This window comes from Pseudomonas sp. NPDC089428 (assembly GCF_044749325.1).
Taxonomy (GTDB): Bacteria; Pseudomonadota; Gammaproteobacteria; order Pseudomonadales; family Pseudomonadaceae; genus Aquipseudomonas.
Window position 1 is genome coordinate 240,114 of sequence record NZ_JBIVHT010000005.1, and the last position, 25,377, is coordinate 265,490.

General features: G+C 63.6%; 23 protein-coding genes. 13 read left to right on the forward strand and 10 right to left on the reverse strand.

The genetic code is table 11. The annotated features are described in order from the left end of the window. Positions 1–97 precede the first annotated feature (97 nt). Complete coding sequence (locus tag ACIPZ5_RS12255; RefSeq protein WP_343598080.1) at positions 98–931, forward strand: EamA family transporter; 834 nt, start codon at positions 98–100, stop codon at positions 929–931. A gap of 27 nt (positions 932–958) precedes the next feature. Further along, complete coding sequence (locus tag ACIPZ5_RS12260) at positions 959–1,345, forward strand: MAPEG family protein (protein WP_261942408.1); 387 nt, start codon at positions 959–961, stop codon at positions 1,343–1,345. Between the two features lie 126 nt (positions 1,346–1,471). Here the strand turns inward: ACIPZ5_RS12260 and ACIPZ5_RS12265 are convergent, their stop codons facing one another. After that, a complete protein-coding gene (locus tag ACIPZ5_RS12265; protein WP_400808850.1) occupies positions 1,472–2,623 on the reverse strand; it encodes a murein transglycosylase A in 1,152 nt (383 codons plus the stop codon). Between the two features lie 119 nt (positions 2,624–2,742). On the opposite strand from ACIPZ5_RS12265, the gene ACIPZ5_RS12270 reads away from it, so the two are divergent. After that, positions 2,743–3,189: a cytochrome c gene (locus ACIPZ5_RS12270; protein ID WP_313710436.1), complete on the forward strand. Its 447-nt coding sequence runs from the start codon at positions 2,743–2,745 to the stop codon at positions 3,187–3,189. 30 nt (positions 3,190–3,219) lie between these two features. Here ACIPZ5_RS12270 and ACIPZ5_RS12275 read toward each other — a convergent pair whose 3' ends face one another. The 4 genes from ACIPZ5_RS12275 to ACIPZ5_RS12290 all read right to left on the reverse strand — a co-directional run bounded on the left by ACIPZ5_RS12275 (position 3,220) and on the right by ACIPZ5_RS12290 (position 7,782). Further along, positions 3,220–3,612 carry a DUF1090 domain-containing protein gene (locus ACIPZ5_RS12275; protein ID WP_400808853.1) on the reverse strand — a complete coding sequence of 131 codons (393 nt, stop codon included), beginning with the start codon at positions 3,610–3,612 and terminating at the stop codon, positions 3,220–3,222. A gap of 131 nt (positions 3,613–3,743) precedes the next feature. Continuing rightward, entirely contained in the window at positions 3,744–5,435 is a 1,692-nt protein-coding gene (ligB, locus tag ACIPZ5_RS12280; protein WP_400808856.1) for an NAD-dependent DNA ligase LigB, read from the reverse strand. A 144-nt stretch (positions 5,436–5,579) separates the two neighbouring features. Next, positions 5,580–6,770 carry a methionine adenosyltransferase gene (gene metK, locus ACIPZ5_RS12285; protein WP_261942412.1) on the reverse strand — a complete coding sequence of 397 codons (1,191 nt, stop codon included), beginning with the start codon at positions 6,768–6,770 and terminating at the stop codon, positions 5,580–5,582. Between the two features lie 19 nt (positions 6,771–6,789). Further along, positions 6,790–7,782: a metalloregulator ArsR/SmtB family transcription factor gene (locus tag ACIPZ5_RS12290; RefSeq protein ID WP_343598089.1), complete on the reverse strand. Its 993-nt coding sequence runs from the start codon at positions 7,780–7,782 to the stop codon at positions 6,790–6,792. A 228-nt stretch (positions 7,783–8,010) separates the two neighbouring features. Here ACIPZ5_RS12290 and tkt point away from each other — a divergent pair, with 228 nt between their 5' ends. The 9 genes from tkt to ACIPZ5_RS12335 all read left to right on the forward strand — a co-directional run bounded on the left by tkt (position 8,011) and on the right by ACIPZ5_RS12335 (position 17,377). Beyond that, positions 8,011–10,008 (forward strand): transketolase, encoded by a 1,998-nt coding sequence (gene tkt, locus ACIPZ5_RS12295; protein ID WP_400808860.1) that lies wholly within the window; start codon positions 8,011–8,013, stop codon positions 10,006–10,008. A gap of 152 nt (positions 10,009–10,160) precedes the next feature. Continuing rightward, the gene (gene epd, locus ACIPZ5_RS12300; RefSeq protein ID WP_343598093.1) at positions 10,161–11,222 is read left to right on the forward strand and encodes an erythrose-4-phosphate dehydrogenase; all 1,062 of its coding nucleotides are present in this window, start codon (positions 10,161–10,163) and stop codon (positions 11,220–11,222) included. Positions 11,223–11,234: 12 nt separating this feature from the next. Then, the gene (locus ACIPZ5_RS12305; RefSeq protein ID WP_343598095.1) at positions 11,235–12,398 is read left to right on the forward strand and encodes a phosphoglycerate kinase; all 1,164 of its coding nucleotides are present in this window, start codon (positions 11,235–11,237) and stop codon (positions 12,396–12,398) included. 32 nt (positions 12,399–12,430) lie between these two features. Then, complete coding sequence (locus tag ACIPZ5_RS12310) at positions 12,431–12,649, forward strand: hypothetical protein (RefSeq protein WP_261942417.1); 219 nt, start codon at positions 12,431–12,433, stop codon at positions 12,647–12,649. Positions 12,650–12,713: 64 nt separating this feature from the next. Continuing rightward, positions 12,714–13,043 (forward strand): MliC family protein, encoded by a 330-nt coding sequence (locus tag ACIPZ5_RS12315; protein ID WP_343598099.1) that lies wholly within the window; start codon positions 12,714–12,716, stop codon positions 13,041–13,043. 100 nt (positions 13,044–13,143) lie between these two features. Next, complete coding sequence (fba, locus tag ACIPZ5_RS12320; RefSeq protein WP_008093958.1) at positions 13,144–14,208, forward strand: class II fructose-bisphosphate aldolase; 1,065 nt, start codon at positions 13,144–13,146, stop codon at positions 14,206–14,208. A gap of 199 nt (positions 14,209–14,407) precedes the next feature. Continuing rightward, positions 14,408–16,528 (forward strand): putative bifunctional diguanylate cyclase/phosphodiesterase, encoded by a 2,121-nt coding sequence (locus tag ACIPZ5_RS12325; RefSeq protein WP_400808866.1) that lies wholly within the window; start codon positions 14,408–14,410, stop codon positions 16,526–16,528. Between the two features lie 39 nt (positions 16,529–16,567). Beyond that, on the forward strand, positions 16,568–17,068 hold the full coding sequence (locus ACIPZ5_RS12330) for a M48 family metallopeptidase (protein WP_027920691.1): 501 nt from the start codon (positions 16,568–16,570) through the stop codon (positions 17,066–17,068). Positions 17,069–17,080: 12 nt separating this feature from the next. Next, positions 17,081–17,377 carry a winged helix-turn-helix domain-containing protein gene (locus ACIPZ5_RS12335; RefSeq protein ID WP_343598107.1) on the forward strand — a complete coding sequence of 99 codons (297 nt, stop codon included), beginning with the start codon at positions 17,081–17,083 and terminating at the stop codon, positions 17,375–17,377. Here the strand turns inward: ACIPZ5_RS12335 and ACIPZ5_RS12340 are convergent. Continuing rightward, a complete protein-coding gene (locus ACIPZ5_RS12340) occupies positions 17,352–17,825 on the reverse strand; it encodes a GNAT family N-acetyltransferase (RefSeq protein ID WP_343598109.1) in 474 nt (157 codons plus the stop codon). The genes ACIPZ5_RS12335 and ACIPZ5_RS12340 overlap by 26 nt on opposite strands. Before the next feature lie 166 nt (positions 17,826–17,991). Between ACIPZ5_RS12340 and ACIPZ5_RS12345 the strand changes: the two genes are divergently transcribed. Continuing rightward, positions 17,992–18,729, forward strand: coding sequence for a substrate-binding periplasmic protein (locus ACIPZ5_RS12345; protein ID WP_400808870.1), 738 nt, complete (start codon positions 17,992–17,994; stop codon positions 18,727–18,729). A 131-nt stretch (positions 18,730–18,860) separates the two neighbouring features. Here the strand turns inward: ACIPZ5_RS12345 and yccS are convergent, their stop codons facing one another. From yccS to mdtD, 4 genes are all read right to left on the reverse strand, one after another. Continuing rightward, on the reverse strand, positions 18,861–21,044 hold the full coding sequence (gene yccS, locus ACIPZ5_RS12350; RefSeq protein ID WP_343598113.1) for a YccS family putative transporter: 2,184 nt from the start codon (positions 21,042–21,044) through the stop codon (positions 18,861–18,863). A gap of 83 nt (positions 21,045–21,127) precedes the next feature. Further along, the gene (locus ACIPZ5_RS12355) at positions 21,128–22,309 is read right to left on the reverse strand and encodes an NAD(P)/FAD-dependent oxidoreductase (RefSeq protein WP_343598115.1); all 1,182 of its coding nucleotides are present in this window, start codon (positions 22,307–22,309) and stop codon (positions 21,128–21,130) included. 154 nt (positions 22,310–22,463) lie between these two features. After that, positions 22,464–23,798, reverse strand: coding sequence for an ATP-dependent RNA helicase DbpA (gene dbpA, locus ACIPZ5_RS12360; protein WP_400809053.1), 1,335 nt, complete (start codon positions 23,796–23,798; stop codon positions 22,464–22,466). A 112-nt stretch (positions 23,799–23,910) separates the two neighbouring features. Beyond that, complete coding sequence (mdtD, locus tag ACIPZ5_RS12365) at positions 23,911–25,338, reverse strand: multidrug transporter subunit MdtD (protein ID WP_261942424.1); 1,428 nt, start codon at positions 25,336–25,338, stop codon at positions 23,911–23,913. Between the last annotated feature and the right edge of the window lie 39 nt (positions 25,339–25,377).

Below are 25,377 nucleotides of genomic sequence, written 5' to 3' on the forward strand. Positions count from 1 at the left end.
CACAGGCGCTGGATCTCCATCGGCGTACACACCACAGGCAACCCGCACCCCAACGCTATATATTCATCCCTCAAAAACGTCACAAGGACCCAAAGGCGTGCTGGCAACTTCCCTGGTTTTGGTCGCCGCCCTGCTGCACGCGACCTGGAACACCCTGATCAAATTCAGCGGCGAACGCCTGTTGGTGATTGCCAGCATGGATCTCGTCGCGCTGGTGTTCGCCGTGTTCGCCGTGGCCTTCACCGAGTTCCCACCCGCCGAGATCTGGCCTTGGCTGCTGGCTTCGGCGCTGGCCGAGCAGTTGTACCGGTTCCTGCTGATCCAGGCCTACCGGGTTGGTGACCTAGGGCTGGTCTATCCTCTGATGCGCGGGCTGTCGCCGCTGGTGGTGCTGGGGCTGACCCTGGCGTTTGCCGGTGAGTCGCTCAGCCAGCAGCAGATCATCGGTATCCTGCTGATCCCGTGTGGCATGGCCTGTCTGCTGTGGCAGGGCGGTGGCGGTGACCGATTGCCCTGGTCGATGTTGCCGGTGGTTGCGCTGATCGGCCTGTGTATCGGTTGCTATACCTGGTTCGACGGCCAGGCGGTGCGGTTGTGGGGTAAACCCTGGGACTACCTGGTGTGGTTGACGCTGCTCAGTGCCTGGCCATTCCCGTTGCTGGCCAGCGTGGCGCGGCGGGCGCCGTTCGTACTGTTCTGGCGCACACAGTGGCGCTTGGGGCTGGCGGTGGGCTTTTGCGTGCTGTTCAGCTATGCGCTGGTGCTGTGGGCCATGCACCTGGGCTCGGTGGCCGAAGCGGCAGCCCTGCGCGAGTTGAGTGTGATCCTGGTGGTATTGCTGGGCATGCGCTACCTCAAAGAACCTTTTGGCGGGCCAAGACTCCTAGCTTGCGGGCTGGTCCTGGCGGGCATGCTGGTGATGAAGCTCTAACCCATTTTCGAACAAGGAGTCATGAGCATGACCGTTGCCCTCTGGTGCATCCTGATCGCGCTGCTGTTGAACCCGCTTTGTGCCTTGGTCGCCAAGGTCAGCAGTGGCCGCTTCGGCCTGAAGGACAATCATGATCCGCGCGCCTTCCTCGATACATTGTCGGGCCTGCCAAGGCGTGCCCATGCGGCGCAGCAGAACGGCTACGAAGCCTTCCCGGCGTTTGCCGCAGCGGTGCTGGTGGCGGATATCGTCGGCAATGCCGAGCAGGTGACCCAGGATGTGCTGGGGGTGATGTATATCACCAGCCGTTTGCTTTACATCATCTGCTACCTGGCGGACTGGGCAGCGCTGCGGTCGCTGGTGTGGTTTGCCGGGTTGGCGATCATCGTTTCGTTCTTCGTGGTTTCGGTCTGAAAACGCATCGCCTGCTTCGCGGCGGTTCGACGCCTCGATAAACCCGCTCCCACAGGGTCCCCACAGGTCTTGAGATCTGTGCAGCACCTGTGGGAGCGGGCTTGCCCGCGAAGAATCCAGCGCCGATCAAGGCACTTTAGGTACTTCAGGCAGCGGCTTGCCCTTGGGCCAGAGCATCCAGATCTGGCCCTGCTGCTTCATGTTGCCCGCCAGCTCGCCAGCTTGCGGCCCGGTCCCCCAGAACAGGTCCGCACGCACTTCGCCCGCGATTGCCCCGCCGGTATCCTGAGCGCCCACCGGGCGTACCACCGGCGTGCCATCGGGGCGCGTGGTCGACAGCCACAGCAAGCTGCCCAGCGGGATCACCTTGCGGTCGATGGCCACGCTGTAGCCCGCTGTCAGCGGCACGTTCAGCGAGCCGCGCGGCCCCTCGTTGCTGTCCGGGCGGGCACTGAAGAACACGTAGCTGGGGTTGCTGGCCAGCAGTTCCGGCACCCGCTGCGGGTTGGCCATGGCCCAGGCGTGGATGCTGCCCATGGTCACGTCTTCTTTCTTCAACTGGCCTTGCTCCACCAGCCAGCGGCCGATTGGCCGGTAGGGGTGACCGTTCTGATCGGCATAGCCCAGCCGCAGCTGGCGGCCATCCTCCAACTGGACCCGGCCTGAGCCCTGGATCTGCAGAAACTGCAGGTCCATCGGATCGGTCAGCCAGGCCAGCACGGGCGCCTTGACGCCATCGCGGCTGATCACCTCGGCGGTATCGTAGGGTTTGAGCACGCGTCCATCGAGGCGGCCGCGCAGGCGCTTGCCCTTGAGTTCGGGGTATACGCTGGCCAGGTCGACCACGATCATGTCATCGGGTACGCCATATACCGGCACGTGCGCTGCTTCGGTGCGCTTCAGGCTGCCGGGGTAGACCGGTTCGTAGTAGCCGGTGATCAGGCCGTTGGCGTTGTTGTCGGCGGAGCGCAAGCCATACACCTGCAGGTTATGTTCGAGGAACGTGCGCACCTGTGTGGCGCTCGCCGTGTCGCTGCCGGCCGCTTCGCAGGTGGCGGCCCACACCGGGTCGCGTTTGAGTTTTTCGCAGCCGCTGCGCCAGGCATAGAAGCCAGCCAGCAGGTCTTCATCGCTGACCGCAGGCAGGTCTTTCCAGGTGGCCGGGGCATAGGTGGCGATGGCGTGAGGCTCGGGCTTGGCGCTTTCGCCGCCGTTGCAGCCGGCCAGCAGGGCGAGTGCCGGGAGTGTCCAGGCCAGATGGCGCAGGGCAGATTTCATCAGTAGGTACCTGTGACTGGCGAACATGAAGATTCGCCCTTGTGTTTTATGTGGCTATTGGTCTTTGCCTGACAGGCGGCGATACTGGCCGCCCCTTTGCGTTGGCTGAAGTGACCGTGATGTTCAAGCGATTGACCGTAGTACTGCTTGCTGCCCTTGCCCTGACGGCCTGTGACCGGGTCGACCCCAACTCGCCACTGGGCAAGCGCAAGGCCATTTTCAAGGACATGCTCAAGACCAGCGAAGACATGGGTGGCATGTTGCGCGGTCGGTTGCCTTTCGACGGGGTGAAGTTCGCCGCTGGAGCATTGAAGCTCGATGGCCTGGCCCACGCGCCGTGGCAGCATTTTCCTCAGGTGCGGGATGAGGGCGACAGCAGCGCGCGAGCGGAGGTGTGGGAGCGGCAGGCGCGTTTCCATGATCTTGCCCGGCAACTGGAGGGCGTGACGGGTGAGCTGGTTGACGTGACGCGTACCCAGCCGTTGGACGCGGCGCAGTTGAAGGCACCGATGGACAAGGTCGAGGCGGCTTGCAAGGCGTGCCATACCGAATTCCGCAATCATTGATCGCCTGCGTCAACAGGCGATCAGGCAGGATCAGCGGTCCAGGTCGTCCACGGCTTCCTGCAGCTCCTTGCGGGACTCGGCAAGCTTGTCCTTGCGCTTGATGATCTTTTCCGCGTCGCCTTTTTTCTCGGCCTTCTTCAGGTCCTTCTCGCGCTGCGCCACCTCGTGACGCGCATCGAGCACTTTCTGCTCGCGCTCTTTGCGCAGGCCGGCATCGGTGCAGTTTTCAACGCCGCGCAGTGCTTCCTCGAGCCCAGCCACCTGATCGCTGTTGCCGTGGTCACGGGCGATTTTCAGCTGGTTCTCGACGGCGCTGCGCTTGGCCGCGCAACCAGTCAGGCCCTCTTCGGGCTGGGCAGCTTGGGCAACGCCAGCCGCAAGACCAAGCGTGGTCAGCAGTGCCAGAGTGGAAATCAATTTCATCAAAGCCTCCTTGAGGGGGCGGGGCAGCAAAAGATGGGGCAAATCCTGCCTTGCTTTTGACGATTTAGGAACCCTTGTTGGATATTTCTGGAACAATCTCGGCGTTTGCCTACGGCTGATTTTGTTAAAACTCATTGCCTCTCACGGGTGGCTACGGCCGTGAACCCTTGAATGCCGTTTGCACTCAGCTGTTGTGCCAGGTCCTGCACGTGCTCCGCTGCGAAAAAAGCCTGCAGCTGGCTGGCGCGGGTTGCGCCGATACCGGGCAAGGCCTGCCATTGCGCAGCTGAGCGGCTGGCGAGGCTTGCCCAGTTGCCTTCGAGTGGCAAGTTGCGCGGTATCGGCGCGCCGAGGCCGCTGATCCACCGGGCGAACGGCCGGGTGCGGCCAGCCTCGAAGCTTCGTTGCAGGCGCCTGGCGCGGGTGCCGTTGATGCCAGGTAGCTGGGCCAGTTGCTCGGCGTCCAGCGCCAGCCAATCTGCCAACGACGTTACCTGCCCGCTTTGCACCAGTCGTCGCCATGTACCGGGCCCGGTGCCCGGCATGGCCAGGCCTTGCTTGCCGCTGAGCCAGGTTAGGCGGGCGATGAACTGTTCTTCGCAGCCTTCGCTAGCCTGCCAGCATGTCAGCGCGTTGTATTGACCTGGCGCAGGCGCTGTGACGGCGTCGCGTTCGGTGGCACGCAGCACCACCTGCTCGAAGCGCGGTATGGTCAGCCCTGCCAGGCTGATGGCCACCTGGTCACCGGGACGAATATCGAGTGCCTGCCAGCGAGCCAGGGAGCCCAGGCTCACCTGGCCAATACGGCGGTCGTCGAGTTGCACCGGCAGCAGCTTCAGGATGGGCGTGATACGGCCCGTGCGGCCGATGCGAAAGTGCACGTCACGTACCTCGGCAAGCGCCTGGGTGAAGGGGTACTTCCAGGCCGCGATCCAGTAGGGCGCATTGCTCTGCCAGCGTTCGGCCGGCGGCCGTGCGTTCTGGCGCAGGATCACCCCGTCCGTGGCGAAGGGCAGGGCGGTGCGATACCAGTGCATGCGCCAGTGTGCAGCCTCGACAGCACTGTTGATGGCCACGCTGTAACGCTGACTGTCGGGGAAGCCCAGGGTAGCCAGCCGAGCCATACGCTCGCCTTGATCAATCGGCCCTTGCGGCCAGTCCCAGACGAATAGCGCAATCTCCGCGCCTTGTTCACGCCCCAGTTGCTTGCGCGCCAACAGCCCCGCGACAGTGGTGCGGGCGTTGACACTGCCGGCTTGTGCCTGCACATGGTCACCCAGGCGCATGTACAGCTCCCCTTGCAGGATCAGGTCCAGTGGGCTGGGCAGGTGTCGGTTGACGTTTTCGAGAACCGCGATATGTCGGCTCCAGTCATGCCCCTGGGTGCCATCACCACGGCTGAGCAGCTGGACCAGCCGGCCTTGACGATAGACCAGGGTCACGGCGACGCCATCAACCTTCGGTTGCAGCCAGACACCTGTCTTGCCGGCCATCCAACGGCTCACGGCCTGTTCGTCCGGCAACTTGTCGACGCCGGTGTGGCGGACCGGGTGGGCAATCGGCCCGTGTGCGCTGGCCAGCGAATCCAGCTCGCTCTCCAGTGCGAAGCACCTTTGCAGTTGCAGCAAGCGCTGTCTGCTCTGGTCATAGACCTCGTCGGGCACCAGCGACTTGCCCAGGCGATGGTAGTGGTCATCCCATTGCAGGACGGTCGCGCGCAGGCTGGTGACTTCTGCGCGTGCCCGCTCGGCCGACCAGACCGGGCAACCGTCGGCTTGTGCGTTGAACGATAGAAAGAGCAGGAACAGGAGCAGTAACGGCATGGCCAGCATCCTTGCTTGGCGGAGGGAAAGCCTCAGCCTAGGCAACAGCAGTGAGCGTCGCGTCGCGCAGTTGTCAGCCGATATGTCAAAAAAAAGCCCCTGCCGATCACTCGGCAGGGGCTTTCGTTTACCGCTGTAGGAGAATTACAGGCCGGCAGCGTCACGCAGCGACTGGGCGCGGTCGGTGCGTTCCCAGGTGAAGGTGGTGAAGGTGTCGTCGCCGACAGTCTTCTGCTGCGGTTCGCGGCCGAAGTGACCGTAGGCAGCGGTTTCCTGGTACATCGGGTGCAGCAGGTCGAGCATCTTGGTGATGGCGTACGGACGCAGGTCGAAGCACTCGCGCACCAGCTGGATGATCTTGTCGTCGGAAACCTTGCCGGTGCCGAAGGTGTTGATCGAGATGGAGGTCGGCTGGGCCACGCCGATGGCGTAGGACACCTGGATCTCGCAACGCTCGGCCAGGCCGGCGGCAACGATGTTCTTGGCCACGTAGCGGCCGGCGTAGGCGGCGGAGCGGTCGACCTTGGATGGGTCCTTGCCGGAGAACGCGCCACCACCGTGACGGGCCATGCCGCCGTAGGAGTCGACGATGATCTTGCGGCCGGTCAGGCCACAGTCGCCCACCGGGCCACCGATGATGAAGTTGCCGGTCGGGTTGATGTGGTACTGGGTGCCTTTGTGCAGCAGCTCGGCTGGCAGGGTGTGCTTGACGATCAGCTCCATCACGGCTTCCTGCAGGTCTTTCTGCGACACTTCAGGGTTGTGCTGGGTCGACAGAACCACCGCGTCGATACCGACTACCTTGCCGTTTTCATAGCGGCAGGTGACCTGCGACTTGGCGTCCGGGCGCAGCCAAGGCAGCAGGCCGGACTTGCGCGCTTCGGCCTGGCGCTCGACCAGGCGGTGCGAGAAGCAGATCGGCGCTGGCATCAGCACGTCGGTTTCGTTGCTGGCGTAGCCGAACATCAGGCCCTGGTCACCCGCGCCCTGGTCTTCCGGCTTGGAGCGGTCGACGCCTTGGGCGATGTCCACCGACTGTTTGCCGATGATGTTCATCACGGCGCAGGTGGCGCCGTCGAAGCCGACGTCGGAGCTGTTGTAGCCGATGTCGATGATGACCTTGCGCACCAGCTCTTCCAGGTCGACCCAGGCGGAGGTGGTGACTTCGCCAGCGATGATGGCGACACCGGTCTTGACCAGGGTTTCGCACGCAACGCGGGCGTATTTGTCCTGGGCGATGATGGCATCAAGGACCGCGTCCGAAATCTGGTCGGCGATCTTGTCCGGATGCCCTTCGGACACGGACTCGGAGGTGAAAAGGGAGTATTCGCTCATCTCGACGGGTTCCTAAAATTTACCGATGGTGAGTGTCGCCAGCCGTCCGCTGAAAATGGCGGACCTGTATCTGGAAACCGTTACGCAAGCCCACATAGAGGCTGTCCCCGGGGGCCAGCCCGGCTGCTGTGGCCCAACGGGCCAGGTCGTCCTGCTCGAAGCCGAGCCAGAGGTCGCCGCAGGCTTCCCGCGCCCAACCCTGGTCATGGCTGCACAGTTCGGTGACCAGCAGGCTGCCGCCCGCTTTCACCCGTTTGGCCAGCTGGCGCAGGGCCAGGGCCGGGTCGCTGAAATGGTGCAAGACCATGTTCAGCACTACGCAGTCGGCTTCCACATCCGTTGCACCCAGTGCATCGGCCAACTGCAGGTTTACATTACTCAAGCGTTCGCGTTCGCAGACCTGGCGTGCCAGCTCGAGCATGGTCGGGCTGTTGTCCAGGGCTGTGACCTGAGCGAAGCGCCGTGCCAGGTCTGGCAGGAAGCCGCCATCACCGGGGCCGACTTCCAGCGCGCTGGCGGCCGGCGCGAAATTCAGTTTGTCGAGCAGCGCCAGCAGGCTCTCGCGGTATTGCGGCAAGCCGGCGATCAGGTCTTGCTGGGCGCGGAATTTTTCTTCCACGCGCAGGAAGAAGTCCTGGCTGGTGGCGGCGCGGCGTTGCTGTACCTGGGCGATGCGGGCCTGGACGTCCTCCGGCAAGGTCAGGTCGTCGACCTCATCGAGCAGGGCCATGTGCAGGCGCCCGCCGAAGCGTTGGCTGTCGGGCAGGGCGCGGCGGTAGAAGATCGCATTGCCTTCGCGCCGCGTGGCCACCAGCTCGGCCTGGGCCAGCACCTTGAGATGATGGCTCATGCCCGACTGGCCGACGTCGAAGATCTGCGCCAGCTCCAGTACGCCGAACGAATCACTGGCCAAGGCGCGCAATACGTTCAGGCGCAGCTCGTCGCCACTGGCTTTGCACAGGGCAGCCAGTGTGTCGCTTTGCTGAGGGATCGGTTGCGCACGGAGGTCCATGGGGCGGCAGTCTAGACAGGCAAGGCTGCCCTCGCAAGGCCAATATCAAAAAGTTTTGATATTGGCTGATGGGCGGGTGAGGCCGGGGGATTTTTCGCCGTAATGGAGGCCAATCACAGGAAAATCCCCCAACTGCGACCATCCGTCATTGCCCCCAGCCCCCGCAGTGGGCGAAAATGGCCGCCTTTTTTCGTAACACCACCTCTTTCAAGCCCCAGGAGATAAGCGATGCCCAGCCGTCGTGAACGTGCCAACGCCATTCGTGCCCTCAGCATGGATGCCGTGCAAAAGGCCAACAGCGGCCACCCAGGTGCCCCAATGGGCATGGCGGATATCGCCGAAGTGCTTTGGCGCGACTACATGAAGCACAACCCGAGCAACCCAAGCTTCGCCGACCGCGACCGCTTCGTGCTGTCCAACGGCCACGGCTCGATGCTCATCTATTCGCTGCTGCACTTGACTGGCTACGACGTCACCATCGATGACATCAAAGGCTTCCGCCAGCTGCACAGCCGCACCCCGGGCCACCCGGAATACGGCTACACCCCGGGCGTCGAGACCACCACCGGCCCGCTCGGCCAAGGCATCGCCAACGCCGTGGGCTTCGCCCTGGCCGAGAAAGTGCTGGCTGCCCAGTTCAACCGTGAAGGCCACACCATCGTCGACCACAACACCTACGTGTTCCTCGGCGACGGCTGCATGATGGAAGGCATCTCCCACGAAGTCGCCTCGCTGGCCGGCACCCTGGGCCTGAACAAGCTGATCGCCTTCTACGACGACAACGGCATCTCCATCGACGGCGAAGTGCACGGCTGGTTCACCGACAACACCCCGGCACGTTTCGAAGCCTACAACTGGCAGGTCATCCGCAACGTCAACGGCCACGATGCCGACGAAATCAAGATGGCCATCGACACCGCGCGCAAGAGCGACCGTCCGACCCTGATCTGCTGCAAGACCATCATCGGTTTCGGCTCGCCGAACAAGCAGGGCAAGGAAGACTGCCACGGCGCACCGCTGGGCAACGACGAAATCGCCCTGGCCCGCAAGGAACTGAACTGGAACCACGGTCCGTTCGAAATTCCTGCGGACATCTACGCCGAGTGGGATGCCAAAGAAGCCGGCGCCAAGGCCGAAGCCGACTGGAACCAGCGCTTTGACGCGTACGCCAAGGCTTACCCGGAGCTGGCTGCCGAGTTCAAGCGCCGTGTCAGCGGCGAGCTGCCGGCCGATTTCAGCGAGAAGGCCCAGGCCTACATCAACGAAGTGGCTGCCAAAGGCGAAACCATCGCCAGCCGCAAGGCCAGCCAGAACGCGTTGAACGCCTTCGGCCCGATGCTGCCTGAGTTCCTCGGCGGTTCGGCTGACCTGGCTGGCTCCAACCTGACCCTGTGGAAAGGTTGCAAGGGCGTCGAAGCCAACGATGCCAGCGGCAACTACGTGTTCTACGGTGTGCGTGAGTTCGGCATGACCGCGATCATGAACGGCGTCGCCCTGCACGGTGGCCTGGTACCTTACGGCGCGACCTTCCTGATGTTCATGGAATACGCCCGCAACGCCGTGCGCATGTCGGCGCTGATGAAGCAGCGCGTGATCCACGTCTACACCCACGACTCCATCGGCCTGGGCGAAGACGGCCCGACTCACCAGCCGATCGAGCAGCTGACCAGCCTGCGCAGCACGCCGAACCTGGATACCTGGCGCCCAGCCGACGCAGTCGAATCGGCCGTGTCCTGGAAAAACGCCCTGGAGCGCAAGGACGGCCCATCGGCGCTGATCTTCTCGCGCCAGAACCTGCAGCACCAGGAGCGTGATGCCCAGCAGATCGCCGACATCAGCCGCGGTGGCTACGTGCTCAAGGATTGCGCTGGCGAGCCTGAGCTGATCCTGATCGCCACAGGTTCCGAAGTGGGCCTGGCTGTTCAGGCGCAAGCCAAGCTGACCGAGCAGGGCCGCAAGGTGCGCGTGGTTTCCATGCCTTGCACCAGCGTGTTCGATGCCCAGGACGCCGCCTACAAGCAGTCGGTACTGCCGGTCGAAGTCGCTGCGCGCATCGCCATCGAAGCCGCCCACGCTGACTTCTGGTACAAGTACGTCGGCCTTGAAGGTCGTATCATCGGTATGACCACCTACGGTGAATCGGCTCCGGCCGCTGCACTGTTCGAGGAGTTCGGCTTCACCCTGGAAAACATCCTGGGCACCGCCGAAGAGCTGCTGGAAGACTGATGTAGAGATCTGCGGGCGATGTCGCCCCTGATTCGCGGGCGAGCCCGCTCCCACAGGGTCGCATGCAACTCTGTGGGAGCGGGCTTGCCCGCGAAAGGGGTCACGCCACATGCCGCAGGCTGATGACTATAAAACTGTCTCGTGAGCACCGAATGCCCCACCCGCGTCCTTACAAAGTTGCACTCAACGGTTACGGCCGCATCGGCCGTTGTGTCCTGCGCGCACTGTTCGAGCGGGGGGCAAAGGCCGGTTTCGAGATCGTTGCACTGAACGACCTGGCCGATCAGGCCAGCATCGAATACCTGACACGCTTCGACTCCACCCACGGGCGATTCCCCGGCGAGGTGAAGGTCGACGGCGACTGTCTGCACATCAATGGCGACTGCGTGAAAGTCATGCGCAGCGCCACCCCTGAAGGCATCGACTGGGCCGGCCTGGGGATCGACCTGGTGCTGGAGTGCTCCGGCGTCTACCACACCCGCGCCGATGGCCAGCGATTCCTCGATGCCGGCGCGCCGCGCGTGCTGTTCTCGCAGCCCATGGCCAGCGAGGCCGATGTCGATGCCACCGTGGTCTATGGCATCAACCAGCATTGCCTGACCGGCAACGAACGCCTGGTGTCCAACGCCTCCTGCACCACCAACTGCGGTGTACCACTGCTGCGTGTGCTGGACCAGGCGTTTGGCATCGAGTACGTACAGATCACCACCATCCACTCGGCGATGAACGACCAGCCAGTGATCGACGCCTATCACCACGAAGACCTGCGCCGCACGCGCTCGGCCTTCCAGTCGGTGATCCCGGTGTCCACTGGTCTGGCGCGCGGTATCGAGCGCCTGCTTCCGGAACTTGCCGGGCGAATCCAGGCCAAAGCGGTACGCGTGCCGACCGTCAACGTCTCGTGCCTGGACATCACCCTGCAGACCGCCCGCGACACCAGCGCGGCCGAGGTCAACCGTGTGTTGCGCGAGGCGGCGCAGAGCGGCCCGCTCAAAGGCCTGCTGGCTTATACCGAACTGCCTCACGCCAGCTGTGATTTCAACCATGACCCGCATTCGGCCATCGTCGATGCCAGCCAGACCCGCGTTTCAGGCCCACGCCTGGTGAACCTGCTGGCGTGGTTCGACAACGAATGGGGGTTCGCCAACCGTATGCTCGACGTCGCCGAACATTATCTGCACGTCGTCCACCCAACCCGCAGCAAACAGCCCTGAAGGACTGCATTCATGACCGTGTTGAAGATGACCGACCTCGACCTGCAAGGTAAGCGCGTACTGATCCGCGAAGACCTCAACGTACCTGTAAAGGACGGTGTGGTAACCAGCGATGCGCGTATCCTGGCAGCGCTGCCGACCATCAAGCTGGCCCTGGAAAAGGGTGCGGCGGTAATGGTCTGCTCGCACCTGGGCCGCCCGACCGAAGGTGAGTTCTCGGCCGAGAACAGCCTCAAGCCGGTTGCCGACTACCTGAGCAAGGCCCTGGGCCGCGAAGTGCCACTGGTGGCCGACTACCTGGACGGTGTCCAGGTGAACGCCGGTGACCTGGTGCTTTTCGAAAACGTGCGTTTCAACAAGGGCGAGAAGAAGAACGCTGACGAGCTGGCGCAAAAGTACGCCGCCCTGTGCGACGTGTTCGTCATGGATGCTTTCGGCACCGCTCACCGCGCCGAAGGCTCCACCCATGGCGTAGCCAAGTTCGCCAAGGTTGCCGCCGCAGGCCCGCTGCTGGCGGCCGAGCTGGACGCGCTGGGCAAAGCCCTGAAGGCCCCAGCCAAGCCGATGGCGGCCATCGTTGCCGGTTCCAAGGTGTCGACCAAGCTGGACGTGCTGAACAGCCTGAGCAGCGTCTGCGACCAGCTGATCGTCGGTGGTGGCATCGCCAACACCTTCCTGGCCGCTGCCGGTCACCCGGTTGGCAAGTCGCTGTACGAGCCTGACCTGGTCGAAACCGCCAAGGCCATTGCCGCCAAGGTCAGCGTGCCGCTGCCGGTCGACGTCGTGGTTGCCAAAGCGTTTGCCGAGGACGCTGAAGCCACCGTCAAGGCCATCGGCGACGTTGCCGCAGACGACATGATCCTGGATATCGGCCCGCAGACCGCTGCCAATTTCGCCGAGCTGCTGAAGTCGTCGAAGACCATCCTGTGGAACGGCCCGGTCGGCGTGTTCGAGTTCGATCAGTTCGGCAATGGCACCAAGGTGCTGGCCAAGGCCATCGCTGAAAGCGCTGCATTCTCCATCGCCGGTGGTGGCGATACCTTGGCTGCCATCGACAAATATGGCGTCAGCAAGGATATCTCCTACATTTCTACCGGTGGCGGTGCCTTCCTCGAGTTCGTCGAAGGCAAGGTGCTGCCAGCCGTGGCGATCCTGGAAGAGCGGGCAAAAGCCTGACCATGGTGGCGCCTGGCAAAGGGAGCGACCTGATGGTCAAGCTATTGCCTGTGATGTTGCTGGCCGGTCTGCTGGGCGCCTGCTCCAGCAGCCCGTCGTCGGATGCTGACCCGGCGCAGCCGCCCAAGGGTGGCTGTTACCAGTCTGAGTGGCAGGCCGAGACCGTGCCGGTCATCAGCAAGCGCGTAGGCCCGGAAGGCCTGGAAAAGTATGACGAAGAACACCAGCGCCAGGCGCCGGGTTGCCCCTGATACTGTGCGTTTCGTCGGGGCAGGCAACCAAGCGACCGCTGTGTGGTCATCTAGAGGATATGTAATGAAAGCGCTGCTGGCCTCGATGGCCCTGGCGACACTGGCAGGATGCTCGCTGATACAGCCAGCACCTTCCGCCCCGGCGGACAACTGGACCCGCTGGGTCTGCGATACCCAGGCTGAAGTGCTGTGGCGCTTCACGGATGCACAACGGGACCAGGTTGACGTACGCCTCGGCGGTGGCGACCAGGTCTACCGGCTGAAGTCCGAGCCGGGCGCCTCTGGCGCGCTGTACAGCGATGGCGTGCTGGCCTTCCACACCAAGGGCGAAGAAGGCCTGGTGTACTGGGTGGCAACCAACGATCTGATTGGGCGGGGCTGCAAGGCACCGTGACTGGCCGGGCCGCACAGGCGGCCCACACTACTTGAACAGCAACCGCCCCTGCGGCAGGCTTGCACGAAACAAACGACGCTTGTCGGGAGAGAGATACACAATGGCACTCATTAGCATGCGCCAGATGCTGGACCACGCCGCCGAGTTCGGTTACGGCGTTCCGGCTTTCAACGTCAACAACCTCGAGCAGATGCGCGCCATCATGGAAGCGGCCGACAAGACCGACTCCCCGGTGATCGTCCAGGCTTCGGCCGGCGCCCGCAAATACGCCGGTGCACCGTTCCTGCGCCACCTGATCCTGGCCGCCATCGAAGAATTCCCGCACATCCCGGTGTGCATGCACCAGGACCACGGCACCAGCCCTGACGTGTGCCAGCGTTCCATCCAGCTGGGCTTCAGCTCGGTGATGATGGACGGCTCGCTGGGCGAGGACGGCAAGACTCCGACCGACTACGAGTACAACGTCCGCGTCACCCAGCAGACCGTGGCCATGGCCCACGCCTGCGGCGTTTCGGTGGAAGGTGAGCTGGGTTGCCTGGGTTCGCTGGAAACCGGCATGGCCGGTGAAGAAGACGGCATCGGTGCCGAAGGCGTGCTGGACCACAGCCAGATGCTGACCGACCCGGAAGAAGCCGCCGACTTCGTCAAGAAGACCCAGGTGGACGCCCTGGCCATCGCCATCGGCACCAGCCACGGTGCCTACAAGTTCACCAAGCCACCTACCGGTGACGTGCTGGCCATCGACCGCATCAAGGAAATCCACAAGCGCATCCCTAACACCCACCTGGTGATGCACGGGTCTTCCTCGGTACCGCAAGAGTGGCTGGCGATCATCAACCAGTACGGCGGTGACATCAAAGAGACCTACGGCGTACCGGTCGAAGAGATCGTCGAAGGCATCAAGCACGGCGTGCGCAAGGTCAACATCGACACCGACCTGCGCCTGGCGTCCACCGGTGCCATGCGCCGCCTGATGGCACAGAACCCGAGCGAGTTCGACCCGCGCAAGTTCTTCGGTGAAACCGTGAAAGCGATGCGTGACGTGTGCATCGCCCGTTACGAAGCGTTCGGTACTGCCGGCAATGCCTCGAAGATCAAGCCGATCTCCCTGGAAGGCATGTTCCAGCGCTATCTGAAGGGTGAGCTGGCCGCCAAGGTCAACTGATCCACAGGCGCACGAAGAAAAAACCCGCAGCGATGCGGGTTTTTTTATGCGTTGAAAATACGGCAAGGCAACCGTTAGTCGGCTACCGTGAAACTTATTCACTGATAGCGATCTGATTGCATTGCTAGTCGCAACGGCAGGTCTAGAGTATTAAACGGATCCAATAGCAAGTCGAAGTCGGTCAAACAAGAGAAGCAGCATGGATGGCGCTTACCCTCAGCCACTGGATGGCAAATCGGTTCTCCTGGTGGTAGATGATTACCCGGAAAACCTCATCAGCATGCGGGCCTTGTTGGCACGTAGTGATTGGCAGGTGTTGACGGCAAGCTCAGGGATGGAAGCCTTGGGTACTTTGCTCGAACACGAGGTCGATCTGGTGCTGCTCGATGTGCAGATGCCGGAAATGGACGGCTTCGAGGTCGCTCGCCTGATGCGCGGCAGCCAACGAACCCGCCTGACCCCGATTATTTTCCTTACCGCCAACGAGCAGTCCGATGCTGCCGTGCTCAAGGGTTATGCCAGTGGTGCGGTGGATTACCTGTTCAAGCCCTTCGATCCACAGATTCTCAAACCCAAGGTGCAGGCGCAGCTGGACCAGCAGCGTAACCGGCGCATGCTACAGCGGCTGACCCGCGAGCTGGAGGCCGCCAGGGCGTTCAATGCTTCGATCCTGGAAAATGCCGCCGAAGGCATCCTCGTGGTCGGCGCCGAGGGTGTCATCAGCTTTGCCAATCCGGCGATCTCGCGCCTGATGCATACCCCGGTCGAACAACTGCAGGGCGCCCACCTGCTCGATCTGCTGCAGTTGGCCAATGCAACCTTGTGGAGCGAATCCGAATTCCACAACGCCTATCTCGCGCGGCAGATCGTGCGGGTCCATGATGCCCTCCTGCGTACCCCGGGTGGTCAGCTGGTGCCCGTGGCGCTGTCGTGCGCGCCGTTGCCGGTGGAGCAACAGGCGATGGTGGTCACGGTGCTGGACATGTCGGTTGAGCGCAATCTGCACCAGCAGCTCGAGTACCAGGCGGTGACCGACCCCTTGACCGGGCTGCTCAACCGCCGCGGCTTCTACCAGGCCGCCGAAGGCGCTTTGCTGCGCGGCGAGCGCTCGAACAAGACCCAGGCCCTGATGTACATGGACCTCGATGGCTTCAAGCGGATCAATGACTCGCTGGGCCATGAGGCCGGTGACCGCGTGCTGCACTGGGTGGCCGAGCAGCTCAAGGACTGCCTGGGCAGCGAGGCCCTGCTGGCGCGCATGGGGGGCGACGAGTTCACCGCGCTGTTCGACGGCCTGCCCTATCCGGAACAGGCCGGCCGCTATGCCGAGAAACTGCTTGAGCGGGTGTCGATCCAGCAGCAGGTGGAAGGGCTGGATGTGTGCCTGGGCGTCAGCATCGGTATCGCCACTTATCCCGACTGTGGCAGCAATGTCGAAGGCTTGCTACGCGCTGCCGATACGGCGATGTATGCAGCCAAGCAGGCCGGTCGTCAGCAGTATCGTTTCTATGATCAGGAACTCAATGGCCGTGCCCGCTCGCGGCTGATGCTTGAAGACAGCGTGCGCAATGCCATCGAGGTCCAGGATTTCAGCCTTGTCTACCAACCCCAGGTGGCCTTTGCCGATGGCCAGCTGCGGGGGTTCGAGGCCCTGCTGCGATGGCAGCACCCCAGCGTTGGTGATGTGCCGCCGGGGCTGTTCATACCGTTGCTGGAAGAAGCCCGGCTGATCAACCGCCTGGCCAGCTGGATCTACCGCCAAGGAGCCGCACAGCGTAAGGCCTGGTGCCAGCATTTTGCCCCGGAAGTGGTGTTGGGCATCAGCCTGAGCCGCGCGCAGTTCTCCATGCCCAGCCTGGTCGATGAGCTGCAGCGGGTAATCCAGGAATATCAGCTCGACCCGGCGCAGTTGGAGGTCGAGGTGGCCGAGACCTCGCTGATGTACAACATCGACACGGCGATCAAGCAGATTCACCGCTTGCGCGAGTTGGGTGTGCGTGTGGCGCTGGACGATTTTGGCGCGGGTGACTGCTCGCTGCGCATGTTGCGCGACCTGCACATCGACACGTTGAAGCTGGACCGCCATCTGGTAGCGCGGCTGCCGGATTCTGCGGTGGATGCTGCATTGGTGCGCAGTGTCATCGGCCTGTGCGCGGACTACGGCATCACCGTGATCGCAGAGGGGGTTGAAACACAGGCCCAGGCTGCGTGGCTGAAGGCAAACGGTTGCGCTTACGTACAGGGCTTTCTGGTCGCACGCCCCATGACGGCGGTGGATGCCACTGCCTTCAACGCGATTTTTCCCTGGCTGCAGCCATGATTGGCTAGAATCGGCATTCGTTACGCCGAATGCCGTGCCATGACCGTATTACGCTATTTGCAAGCCTACCCACCGCACCTGCAGGAGCAGGTGCGGCAGATGATCGACAGCGACCGCCTGGGCGAGTACCTGCAGCGCCGCTACCCTGGCCGCCATGACGTGCAGAGCGACAAGGCGCTGTACGGTTATGCCCAGGACCTGCGCCAGCAATACCTGCGCAGTGCGCCAAACCTGGACAAGGTGCTGTTCGACAACCGCCTGGACCTGACCCATCGGGCCCTGGGGCTCAATACCGCAGTGTCGCGGGTGCAAGGCGGCAAGCTCAAGGCAAAGAAGGAAATCCGTATCGCCTCGCTGTTCAAGGAGGCGGCGCCGGAATTCCTGCGCATGATCGTGGTACACGAACTGGCGCACCTGCGCGAGCGTGATCACAACAAGGCGTTCTACCAGCTCTGTCAGCACATGGAGCCGGCTTACCACCAACTGGAATTCGACCTGCGCGTCTACCTGACCTATCGGGAGTTGCCGGGCAACCTGTAAGGATCACGCAGCATGGATGTGAGCAAGACCAAGAGCAGTTTCTACCGCCGCCTGTACGTGGCCTGGCTGATCGATAGCCAGACCGCCACCAGCGTGCCGGCGCTGATGGAGGCTACCGGCATGCCGCGGCGAACGGCACAGGACACCATCGCCGCACTCGCCGACCTGGACATCGTTTGCGAGTTCGAGCAGCTGGAAGGGGCGCGCAATCATGCCGGGCATTACCGCATCCATGACTGGGGGGCGATCGACAAGCAGTGGATCATCCAACACCTGCGGCAGATCAGGGAAGTACTGGGGTATCCATGACCTTGCGCATGCCGATATGCGGAATATCGTCTTCCAGGTACTGCTCGCCGACCACCTCGAAACCGTGGCGGGCATAGAAACCTTGCAGGTGTGCCTGGGCTGACAGGTACACCGGCGTGCCATGCCAGCAGTGCTCGGCTGCTTCCAGCCCCTTGAGCAGCAACGGATGCCCGAGTTTCAGCTCGCGCGCATCAGGTGAGGTCACCACTCGCCCGATGACTACATCGCCACCCTGGGACTGCGGGTCGAGCAGGCGCAGGTAGGCCACCAGCTTGTCACCCTGCCAGCCCATCAGGTGCAGTGTGTCGCCCGTCAGGTCCTGGCCATCGACTTCCTGGTAGGCACAGCGTTGCTCGACCACGAACACGGCGGTACGCAGTTGCAGGATGGCGTACAGCTCCTGCTTTTCGAGGTCGGAGTGATGCTTGCAGAGCCAGCGGATGGACATGGGGTAACTCCTGAAATGGATGACTGATCATCGCAAATTTTCGCAGTTCGGCCAAAATAGAGGCTAAATGACATTATTGGCCGCTGCCCCAGGCGACGGCTTTGTGTAACCTCATCTGCGAATCGCCTTTCACAGCGTGTGCCTCCCACTGCAAAAGGACATCTGCATGCGGCCACTGCTTTGCGCGTTGGGTTTGCTGGGTGTGCTCCTGGCAGCACCTGCTTTCGGCCAGGACAGGCTGCGGTTGGTGGCCGACAACTGGCCGCCGTTCACCGACAGCGCCATGCCGGGTGGCGGGCTGGCCACCAGCCTGGTCACTACAGCGCTGGCTCGTGCGGGGTATGCTAGCGGCTACGAGGAAGTGCCTTGGGCGCGGGCATTGATGGGCATTGGCGAAGGGCGCTACGACGTGCTGATCAGTGCCTGGTACAACGATGCGCGCAAACAGATCGGGCAGTTTTTCAAGGGCTACCTGAGCAATCGCATTCGCCTGCTCAAGCGCAGGGACGACACCTTCAGCTACGAAAATCAGGGCGATCTTTTTCCCTACAGTATTGCGGTCGTGCGTGACTATGCCTATTCACCCGCATTCGATAGCGATACCCGCTTGAACAAGGTGGCGGTACGCAACTTCTCCACCGCCGTACGCATGCTGGCAGCCGGAAGAGTCAACCTGGCCGTGGAAGATGAATACGTGGCCCGCTACAACCTGCAACGCGAGCCGCAGGCAGTGCGCGAGGGCGTGACGTTGGTGGGGCCGCCGCTGGCAGAGAATACCTTGCATATCCTGGTGAGCCTCAAGCACCCCGATCACCAGCAGATCGTCGAGCGGTTCGAACAGGCCATCGCGGCGATGAAGGCCGATGGCAGCTATGCACGGCTGATGCGCCAGCATGGCTTTTGACTTGTAACGCCTTCGCCGGCCTCTTCGCGGGGCAAGCCCGCTCCCACAGGTTATCTACAACCCTTGAGCCTAGCGGGGGACCTGTGGGAGCGGGCTTGCCCCGCGAAGAGGCCGGCAAAGGCAACGAGAAATCAGGCCGGTGAGCCCTCTTTGATCAGGTGCGCGGCCAAGGTGCGCAGCGGCCCCAGCTGCCGGCAGATCAACGCCAGCTGCGTCTGTACCAGCCGCTGGTGCTCATCCAGCTCTTCGGGCATCTGCTCCAGGGCATCGGCCAGCGCTTCTTCGGCATCGCTGTGAATCGCCACCGGCAGCCGCGCCGCCAGGCCATTGGCAATTTCGTCCAGGCTATTGGCCAGACTCTGCCCGGCGCCATCAATCAACTGCTCCTGTACTTCTGCCGGCAGGGCTGCATCGCGATGCGCCCCCAACCCCGACAGGTAACTGAGCAAGGTGTGCGACAGCACCAGGAAGCGGAAGCCGACATCGGCTTCCTTACGGAAATGCCCTGGCTCCATGAGCATGTTGGCCAGTGTGGTCGACAGCGCCGCGTCGGCGTTGTGGGCGTTGCGCCGGGCCAGGCGGTAGGCGAGGTCGTCGCGCTTGCCGTGGGCGTATTGCTGCATGATCTGGCGCAGGTACACGCTGGCACAGGCCAGGGTGTTGGCCAGCGCCTTGTTCAAGCGCCGGCCCTGCCAGTCGGGGAGGAACAGGAACACCGCGAGAATGGCGATCAGGCTGCCGACCAGGGTATCGAACAGGCGCGGCAGGAACAGGCCGTAGCCATCGCCGATCTGGTTGAAGCAGAACAACACCATCAGCGTGATCGCTGCGGTGGCCAGGGTGTAACGGGTGGTGCGGTTGACGAAGAACACCACGCCCGCCGCCACGGCGAACAGCGACTGGATGACCGGGTTGGGGAACAGGTCGAACAGCGCCCAGCCGACGGTCAGGCCGATCGCAGTGCCGAAGATCCGCTGCACCAGCTTGCGTCGGGTGGCACCATAGTTGGGCTGGCAGACGAACAGCGTGGTGAGGATGATCCAGTAGCCTTGGGTCGGGTGGATCAGGTGCACCATGCCATAGCCGATCGACAGCGCCAGCGGCAGGCGCAGGGCATGGCGGAACAGCAGCGAGGTCGGTGTCAGCTGGGTGCGCAGGCGCGTCCACACGTCCTTGAGGCTGCGTGGCGAGCGGTCCAGCAGGCTGCTGTCGCTGGCATCGGCCAGGCTGTCGGGATTGCTGGCGGCGCTTAGCAGGCGGTCGAGGGTTGCCAGGTTGGCAGCCAGGGCGCGCAGCGAACGCAACAGGCCACGCCAGGCCGGGTTGCTCTGGATGCGCAGGTGTTCCAGCGAAGCGTTGAGGTCTTCCAGGGCTTCGGCGAAGCCGGTGGCCAGCACGAAAGGCTGGCGCAGGCGGATCGAGCGGGCCAGCTCCTGGCAGGAGGCACCCTGTTTGCGCAGCAGTCGCTGGCAGCGGAACATCACATCGCTGTGGAAGAACGCCTCGTTAAGGGCGTTGTAAGGGTAGTGCGAGGCGCTGACCCGTTCGTGGATGTCCTGGGCCAGGAAGTACAGTTTGAGGTAGCGGCTGACCTTGGAGTTCGGCTGGCTGTTGCCGACCCGGTGCAGGATGATTTCCTTGGCCGCATTGAGCGCCGCCACCACCTTGCCATTCTGCTGGGCCAGCGCCAGGCGCTGGGCCTCGACATCGAGGTTGCGGATCGGCTCGAACAGGCTGGCCTTGAGCTTGAGGTAGCTGCCGAGTTCGAAGAACAGCTTGGCCAGGCTCTGCTGCACCGGCTGGTTGGAAAACAGCGCCTGCCAGAGCACCGAGAGCAGGCCGTACCAGGCCGCGCCCGCCACCAGTAGCATCGGCTCGTGCCAGAAGTCGGTGACCTGCCCGCCACGCTGGTCCACGCCGATCATGGTGTACACCGAGGTGATCAGCGTGGCCGAGGCAATCGCGCCATAGCGCTCGCCAAGGGCGCCGAGCATGGTCAGGCCGAACGCGGCCAGGGCCAGGGCGATGACGAAGATCCATGGGTAGGGGAACAGCAACTCGACCGCCAGCGCGGCGATGGCAAAGCAGCTGAGGGTAACGGCCAGGGCGCTGAGGCGGCCCTGCCAGCTGTCATCGGTCTCGGCCAGGGCGCTGGCGATGATGCCGAGGAACAGTGGAATCAGCAGGGCCATCTCGTTCTGGTACCAGCACAGGGCCAGGCTGCCGGTGAGGGCGATGGTGACCCGGATGCTGTAGCTGAACTTGTCTTGGCCCCACAGGCGACGCAGTGACTGACGGAACGAACTCGATGACATGATGGCCTGCTAGGCAGTGATCGAATGAATGCATTGCAGCACGGCCAGCAAGAAGCGTTCCGTGCTGCTGAATGGATTCTACTCTACACGAACTGCGCAGCGGCGTTGGCGGATGCCCAGGCCCACTGGAAATTGAAACCGCCCAGATGGCCGGTGACGTCGAGCACTTCGCCGATGAAATACAGCCCAGGGCTTTTCAGCGATTCCATGGTCTTGGACGACACTTCGCGGGTGTCCACGCCACCGAGGGTCACTTCCGCGGTGCGGTAGCCTTCGGTGCCGGCCGGCACCACTTGCCAGTTCGCCAGTTTTTCGGCGATCTGCGCCAGTTCCGCTGGGGTGTACTGTTTCATCGGCCGGGACTCGAACCACTGCTCGGCCAGCAGGTTGGCCAGCTTGCGGGTGAACACCTCGCCCAGCACGGTCTTCAGTTCGGTGTTGGCGCGCTCGGCCTGCATCTGCTGCAGCCAGCTCAGCGCATCGCGATCCGGCAGCAGGTTGATCTCCACCGTGTCGCCGGCTTCCCAGAACGACGAGATCTGCAGGATCGCCGGGCCACTGAGGCCGCGGTGGGTGAACAGCAGGTTCTCGCGGAAGCTGGTGCCGTTGCAGCTGGCCGTGCAGTCGAGCGAGGTGCCCGACAACTCGGTGCACAGTGCCTTGAGTTGGGGCTCGGTGATGGTGAACGGCACCAGCCCGGCGCGGGTCGGCAGCAGGGTGTGGCCGAACTGGCGGGCCACCTGGTAACCAAAGCCGGTGGCGCCCAGGGTCGGGATCGACAGGCCGCCGGTGGCGATCACCAGCGACTGGCAGGCGAACTGGCCACCGCTGGTTTGCAGCAGGTAGCCGGCTTCGGTCTTCTCGATCTGTTCGATGCTGGTGTGCATGCGGATCTCGGCACCGGCCTCGTCGCACTCGGCCAGGAGCATGTCGAGGATGTCGCTGGCCTTGTTGTCGCAGAACAGCTGGCCGAGCTTCTTCTCGTGGTACGGCACGCCGTGCTTGCTGACCAGCTCGATGAAGTCCCACTGGGTGTAGCGGGCCAGGGCTGACTTGCAGAAGTGCGCGTTGTGCGAGAGGAAGTTGCTCGGTTCGGTGTACATGTTGGTGAAGTTGCAGCGCCCGCCGCCGGACATGAGGATCTTCTTGCCGGGCTTGTTGGCGTGGTCGAGCAGCAGCACCCGGCGGCCACGGCGGGCGCTGAGCTGGGCGCACATCAGGCCGGCGGCGCCGGCGCCGAGGATGATCACGTCGGTGGAGTGCACGGTGTTACCTCTTCGCAATTGCCGGGGCTGCTTTGCAGCCCATTCGCGGGACGAGCCCGCTCCCACAGGTACAGCGCCGCTCTCAAGGATTTTGGTGATCCTGTGGGAGCGGGCTCGTCCCGCGAATGGGCCGCCCAGCGGCCCCCAAGAATGATCAGACGATACGGACTTTCAGGGACCGGCCCTTGATCTTGCCGCTGTTCAAGCGCTGCATGGCCTGCTTTGCCAGAGGCCGTTCCACGGCAACGAAGGCCTGGAAATCGAAGATGGCGATCTTGCCCACCTGTTTGCCCGGGATCCCGGCGTCCCCGGTCAGCGCACCCAGGATGTCGCCCGGACGCAGCTTGTCCTTGCGCCCGGCGGCGATGCACAGCGTGCTCATCAGCGGCAACAACGGCTCGCCCTTGTTCTTCAGGCTGTCCAGCTGGTCCCAGCGCAACGGGCTTTTCTGCAGGTCTTCGATGGCCTGGGCACGATGGCCTTCGGCTGGCGCCACCAGGCTGACCGCCACACCTTTCTCACCGGCACGGCCGGTACGGCCCACGCGGTGCACATGGATCTCGGCATCACGCGCCAGCTCGACGTTGATGACCATGTCCAGGCCGTCGATATCCAGGCCGCGGGCCGCCACGTCGGTGGCCACCAGGACCGAGCTGCTGCGGTTGGCGAACATGGTCAGCACCTGGTCGCGGTCACGCTGCTCCAGGTCACCATGCAGGGCCTGGGCGACGATGCCCTTGGCGGTCAGGTGGGCAACCACGTCCTCGCACTGCTGCTTGGTGAAGCAGAACGCCACGCACGATTGCGGGCGATAGTGGCCAAGCACGCGAGTGACGGCTTCCAGTCGTTGCTGCGGGTCGATCTCGATGAAGCGCTGCTCGATCTGGTTGTCAGTGTGCAGGCTTTCGACCTTGACCTGTTGCGGCTTGCGCATGAAGTCGGCGGCCAGCTGTTCGATGCCGGTCGGGTAGGTGGCCGAGAACAGCAGGGTCTGGCGGCGCGACGGGGTCTTGCCGATGATGCTGGCGATGGCGTCGAAGAAACCCATGTCGAGCATGCGGTCGGCTTCGTCCAGCACCAGGGTGTTCAGGCCATCGAGCACCAGGGTGCCTTTGTCCAGGTGCTGCTGGATGCGCCCTGGGGTGCCGACGATGATGTGCGCACCGTGCTCCAGCGAGGCTATCTGTGGGCCCAGCGACACGCCGCCGCAGAGGGTGAGGATCTTGATGTTGTCCTCGGCACGGGCCAGGCGGCGAAGCTCCTTGGCCACCTGGTCGGCGAGCTCGCGAGTAGGGCACAGCACCAGCGCCTGGCAGCCGAAGTAGCGCGGGTTGATCGGGTTGAGCAGGCCGATGCCGAAGGCGGCAGTCTTGCCGCTGCCGGTCTTGGCCTGGGCGATCAGGTCCTGGCCGCGCAGGATGACGGGCAGGCTCTGGGCCTGGATCGGCGTCATCGAGGCGTAGCCGAGGGCGTCCAGGTTGGCCAGCATGGCGGTGGACAGCGGCAAGGTGGCAAAGGCGGTGGATTCGGTGGTCACGAGGCGGGCCTGCGTTGCGAAGCGAAAAATGCCGCACAGTCTACCAGCCTCGTGGCCATTCGCCCTACGACTCCATGTGTTGTTCCGGACGACGGGCACGCCTTCCGTCCGTCGGCGACAGTTGCAGGAAGATCGCCGCCGCCAGCATGGCCATCACCCCGATGGTGACGAAGGTCAGCTGGAACGCACCCAAGGTGGTCTCCACGCCCTCGGAACTGCCTGCCGCAGTGAAACCGCCGAGCAAGGCACCGGCGCAGGCCACGCCAAGGCTCAGCGACAGCTGCGCGACCACCGACAGCAGGCTGTTGCCGCTGCTGGCACTGGCATCGTCGAGGTCGATCAGGGTCACCGTGTTCATCGCCGTGAACTGCATCGAGTTGACCGCGCCGAGCAAGGCCAGTTGCACCAGCAGCACGGCGTACGGCGTCTGTTCGTCGACCAGGCCCAGGCTGGCCAGCAGGATGCCCAGCAGCAAGGTGTTGCCGGTCAGCACGATGCGATAGCCCAGGCGCTCGATCAGTGAACGGGCGACGGACTTGGCCAGCATCGCCGAGGCGGCCAGGGGAATCATGCTCATGCCGGCCTGAGCCGGCGAATAGCCCAGCGCCACTTGCAGCAGCAACGGCACCAGGAACGGCAAGGCGCCGCTGCCCAGGCGCGCGAACAGGTTACCGAGGATGCCTATGGCAAAGGTGCGCACGCGGAACAGGCTGGGCGAGAACAGCGGCTCCGGGTCGCGCCCTGCACGCAGCCAGTAGGCGGCCAGGCAGGCCATGCCGGCGAACAGCAGCAACATCACCCGCAGGTGAGGCAGGTGCAGTTCGCCCAGGCCTTCCATGGCAATGGTGATCAACACCATCGCTGCGCCGAACAGGATGAAGCCGGGCCCGTCGAAGCGGGTGCGCTCCACCCCGCGCAGGTCGGGGATGAACTTCCACGCCGCATAGCAGCCCAGTGCACCGACTGGCAGGTTGATCAGGAAGATCCAGTGCCAGCTGAGGATCTCCACCAGCCAGCCGCCCAGGGTCGGGCCCAGCAACGGGCCGAGCAGGCCAGGGATGGTGATGAAACTCATGATCCGCACCAGCTCGGTGCGTGGGTAGGCACGTAGCACCACCAGGCGCCCCACCGGCAGCATGAGCGCACCGCCCAGGCCCTGCACGACGCGGGCAAAGATCAGGAAGCCGAGGCTGTTGGCCGTGGCGCACAGCAGCGAGCCGAAGCTGAACAGCAGGATGGCGCTGAAGAAGATGCGCTTGGTGCCGAAGCGGTCGGCGATCCAGCCGGAGGCGGGAATCAGCAGGGCCACGGTGAGCATGTAGGCGATGATCACGCCCTGCATGCGCAGCGGGTCTTCGGCCAGCGAACGTGCCATGGCCGGCAGGGCGGTGTTGAGGATAGTGCCGTCCAGGGACTGCATGAAGAAGGCGATGGCCACCACCCAGGGCAGCCAGCGGGTGGTGGTGGGGTCTAGCGGTGCTCGATCAGGCATGACGTCTTCTTCCGTCTGTTCCGGCCTCTTCGCGGCTAA

Bases quoted from the DNA above. Each gene is read 5' to 3' on its own strand.
- ACIPZ5_RS12330 (WP_027920691.1), top strand. From the start codon at position 16,568: ATGACCGTATTACGCTATTTGCAAGCCTACCCACCGCACCTGCAGGAG.
- ACIPZ5_RS12335 (WP_343598107.1), top strand. From the start codon at position 17,081: ATGGATGTGAGCAAGACCAAGAGCAGTTTCTACCGCCGCCTGTACGTG.
- ACIPZ5_RS12265 (WP_400808850.1), bottom strand. From the start codon at position 2,623: ATGAAATCTGCCCTGCGCCATCTGGCCTGGACACTCCCGGCACTCGCC.
- ACIPZ5_RS12275 (WP_400808853.1), bottom strand. From the start codon at position 3,612: ATGAAATTGATTTCCACTCTGGCACTGCTGACCACGCTTGGTCTTGCG.
- dbpA (WP_400809053.1), bottom strand. From the start codon at position 23,798: ATGCTGGCCAACCTGGACGCCCTCGGCTACGCCTCGATGACGCCGATC.
- yccS (WP_343598113.1), bottom strand. From the start codon at position 21,044: ATGTCATCGAGTTCGTTCCGTCAGTCACTGCGTCGCCTGTGGGGCCAA.
- tkt (WP_400808860.1), top strand. From the start codon at position 8,011: ATGCCCAGCCGTCGTGAACGTGCCAACGCCATTCGTGCCCTCAGCATG.
- ligB (WP_400808856.1), bottom strand. From the start codon at position 5,435: ATGCCGTTACTGCTCCTGTTCCTGCTCTTTCTATCGTTCAACGCACAA.
- ACIPZ5_RS12340 (WP_343598109.1), bottom strand. From the start codon at position 17,825: ATGTCCATCCGCTGGCTCTGCAAGCATCACTCCGACCTCGAAAAGCAG.
- ACIPZ5_RS12345 (WP_400808870.1), top strand. From the start codon at position 17,992: ATGCGGCCACTGCTTTGCGCGTTGGGTTTGCTGGGTGTGCTCCTGGCA.
- ACIPZ5_RS12260 (WP_261942408.1), top strand. From the start codon at position 959: ATGACCGTTGCCCTCTGGTGCATCCTGATCGCGCTGCTGTTGAACCCG.
- ACIPZ5_RS12305 (WP_343598095.1), top strand. From the start codon at position 11,235: ATGACCGTGTTGAAGATGACCGACCTCGACCTGCAAGGTAAGCGCGTA.
- ACIPZ5_RS12290 (WP_343598089.1), bottom strand. From the start codon at position 7,782: ATGGACCTCCGTGCGCAACCGATCCCTCAGCAAAGCGACACACTGGCT.
- epd (WP_343598093.1), top strand. From the start codon at position 10,161: ATGCCCCACCCGCGTCCTTACAAAGTTGCACTCAACGGTTACGGCCGC.
- fba (WP_008093958.1), top strand. From the start codon at position 13,144: ATGGCACTCATTAGCATGCGCCAGATGCTGGACCACGCCGCCGAGTTC.
- ACIPZ5_RS12315 (WP_343598099.1), top strand. From the start codon at position 12,714: ATGAAAGCGCTGCTGGCCTCGATGGCCCTGGCGACACTGGCAGGATGC.
- ACIPZ5_RS12325 (WP_400808866.1), top strand. From the start codon at position 14,408: ATGGATGGCGCTTACCCTCAGCCACTGGATGGCAAATCGGTTCTCCTG.
- ACIPZ5_RS12310 (WP_261942417.1), top strand. From the start codon at position 12,431: ATGGTCAAGCTATTGCCTGTGATGTTGCTGGCCGGTCTGCTGGGCGCC.
- metK (WP_261942412.1), bottom strand. From the start codon at position 6,770: ATGAGCGAATACTCCCTTTTCACCTCCGAGTCCGTGTCCGAAGGGCAT.
- ACIPZ5_RS12270 (WP_313710436.1), top strand. From the start codon at position 2,743: ATGTTCAAGCGATTGACCGTAGTACTGCTTGCTGCCCTTGCCCTGACG.
- mdtD (WP_261942424.1), bottom strand. From the start codon at position 25,338: ATGCCTGATCGAGCACCGCTAGACCCCACCACCACCCGCTGGCTGCCC.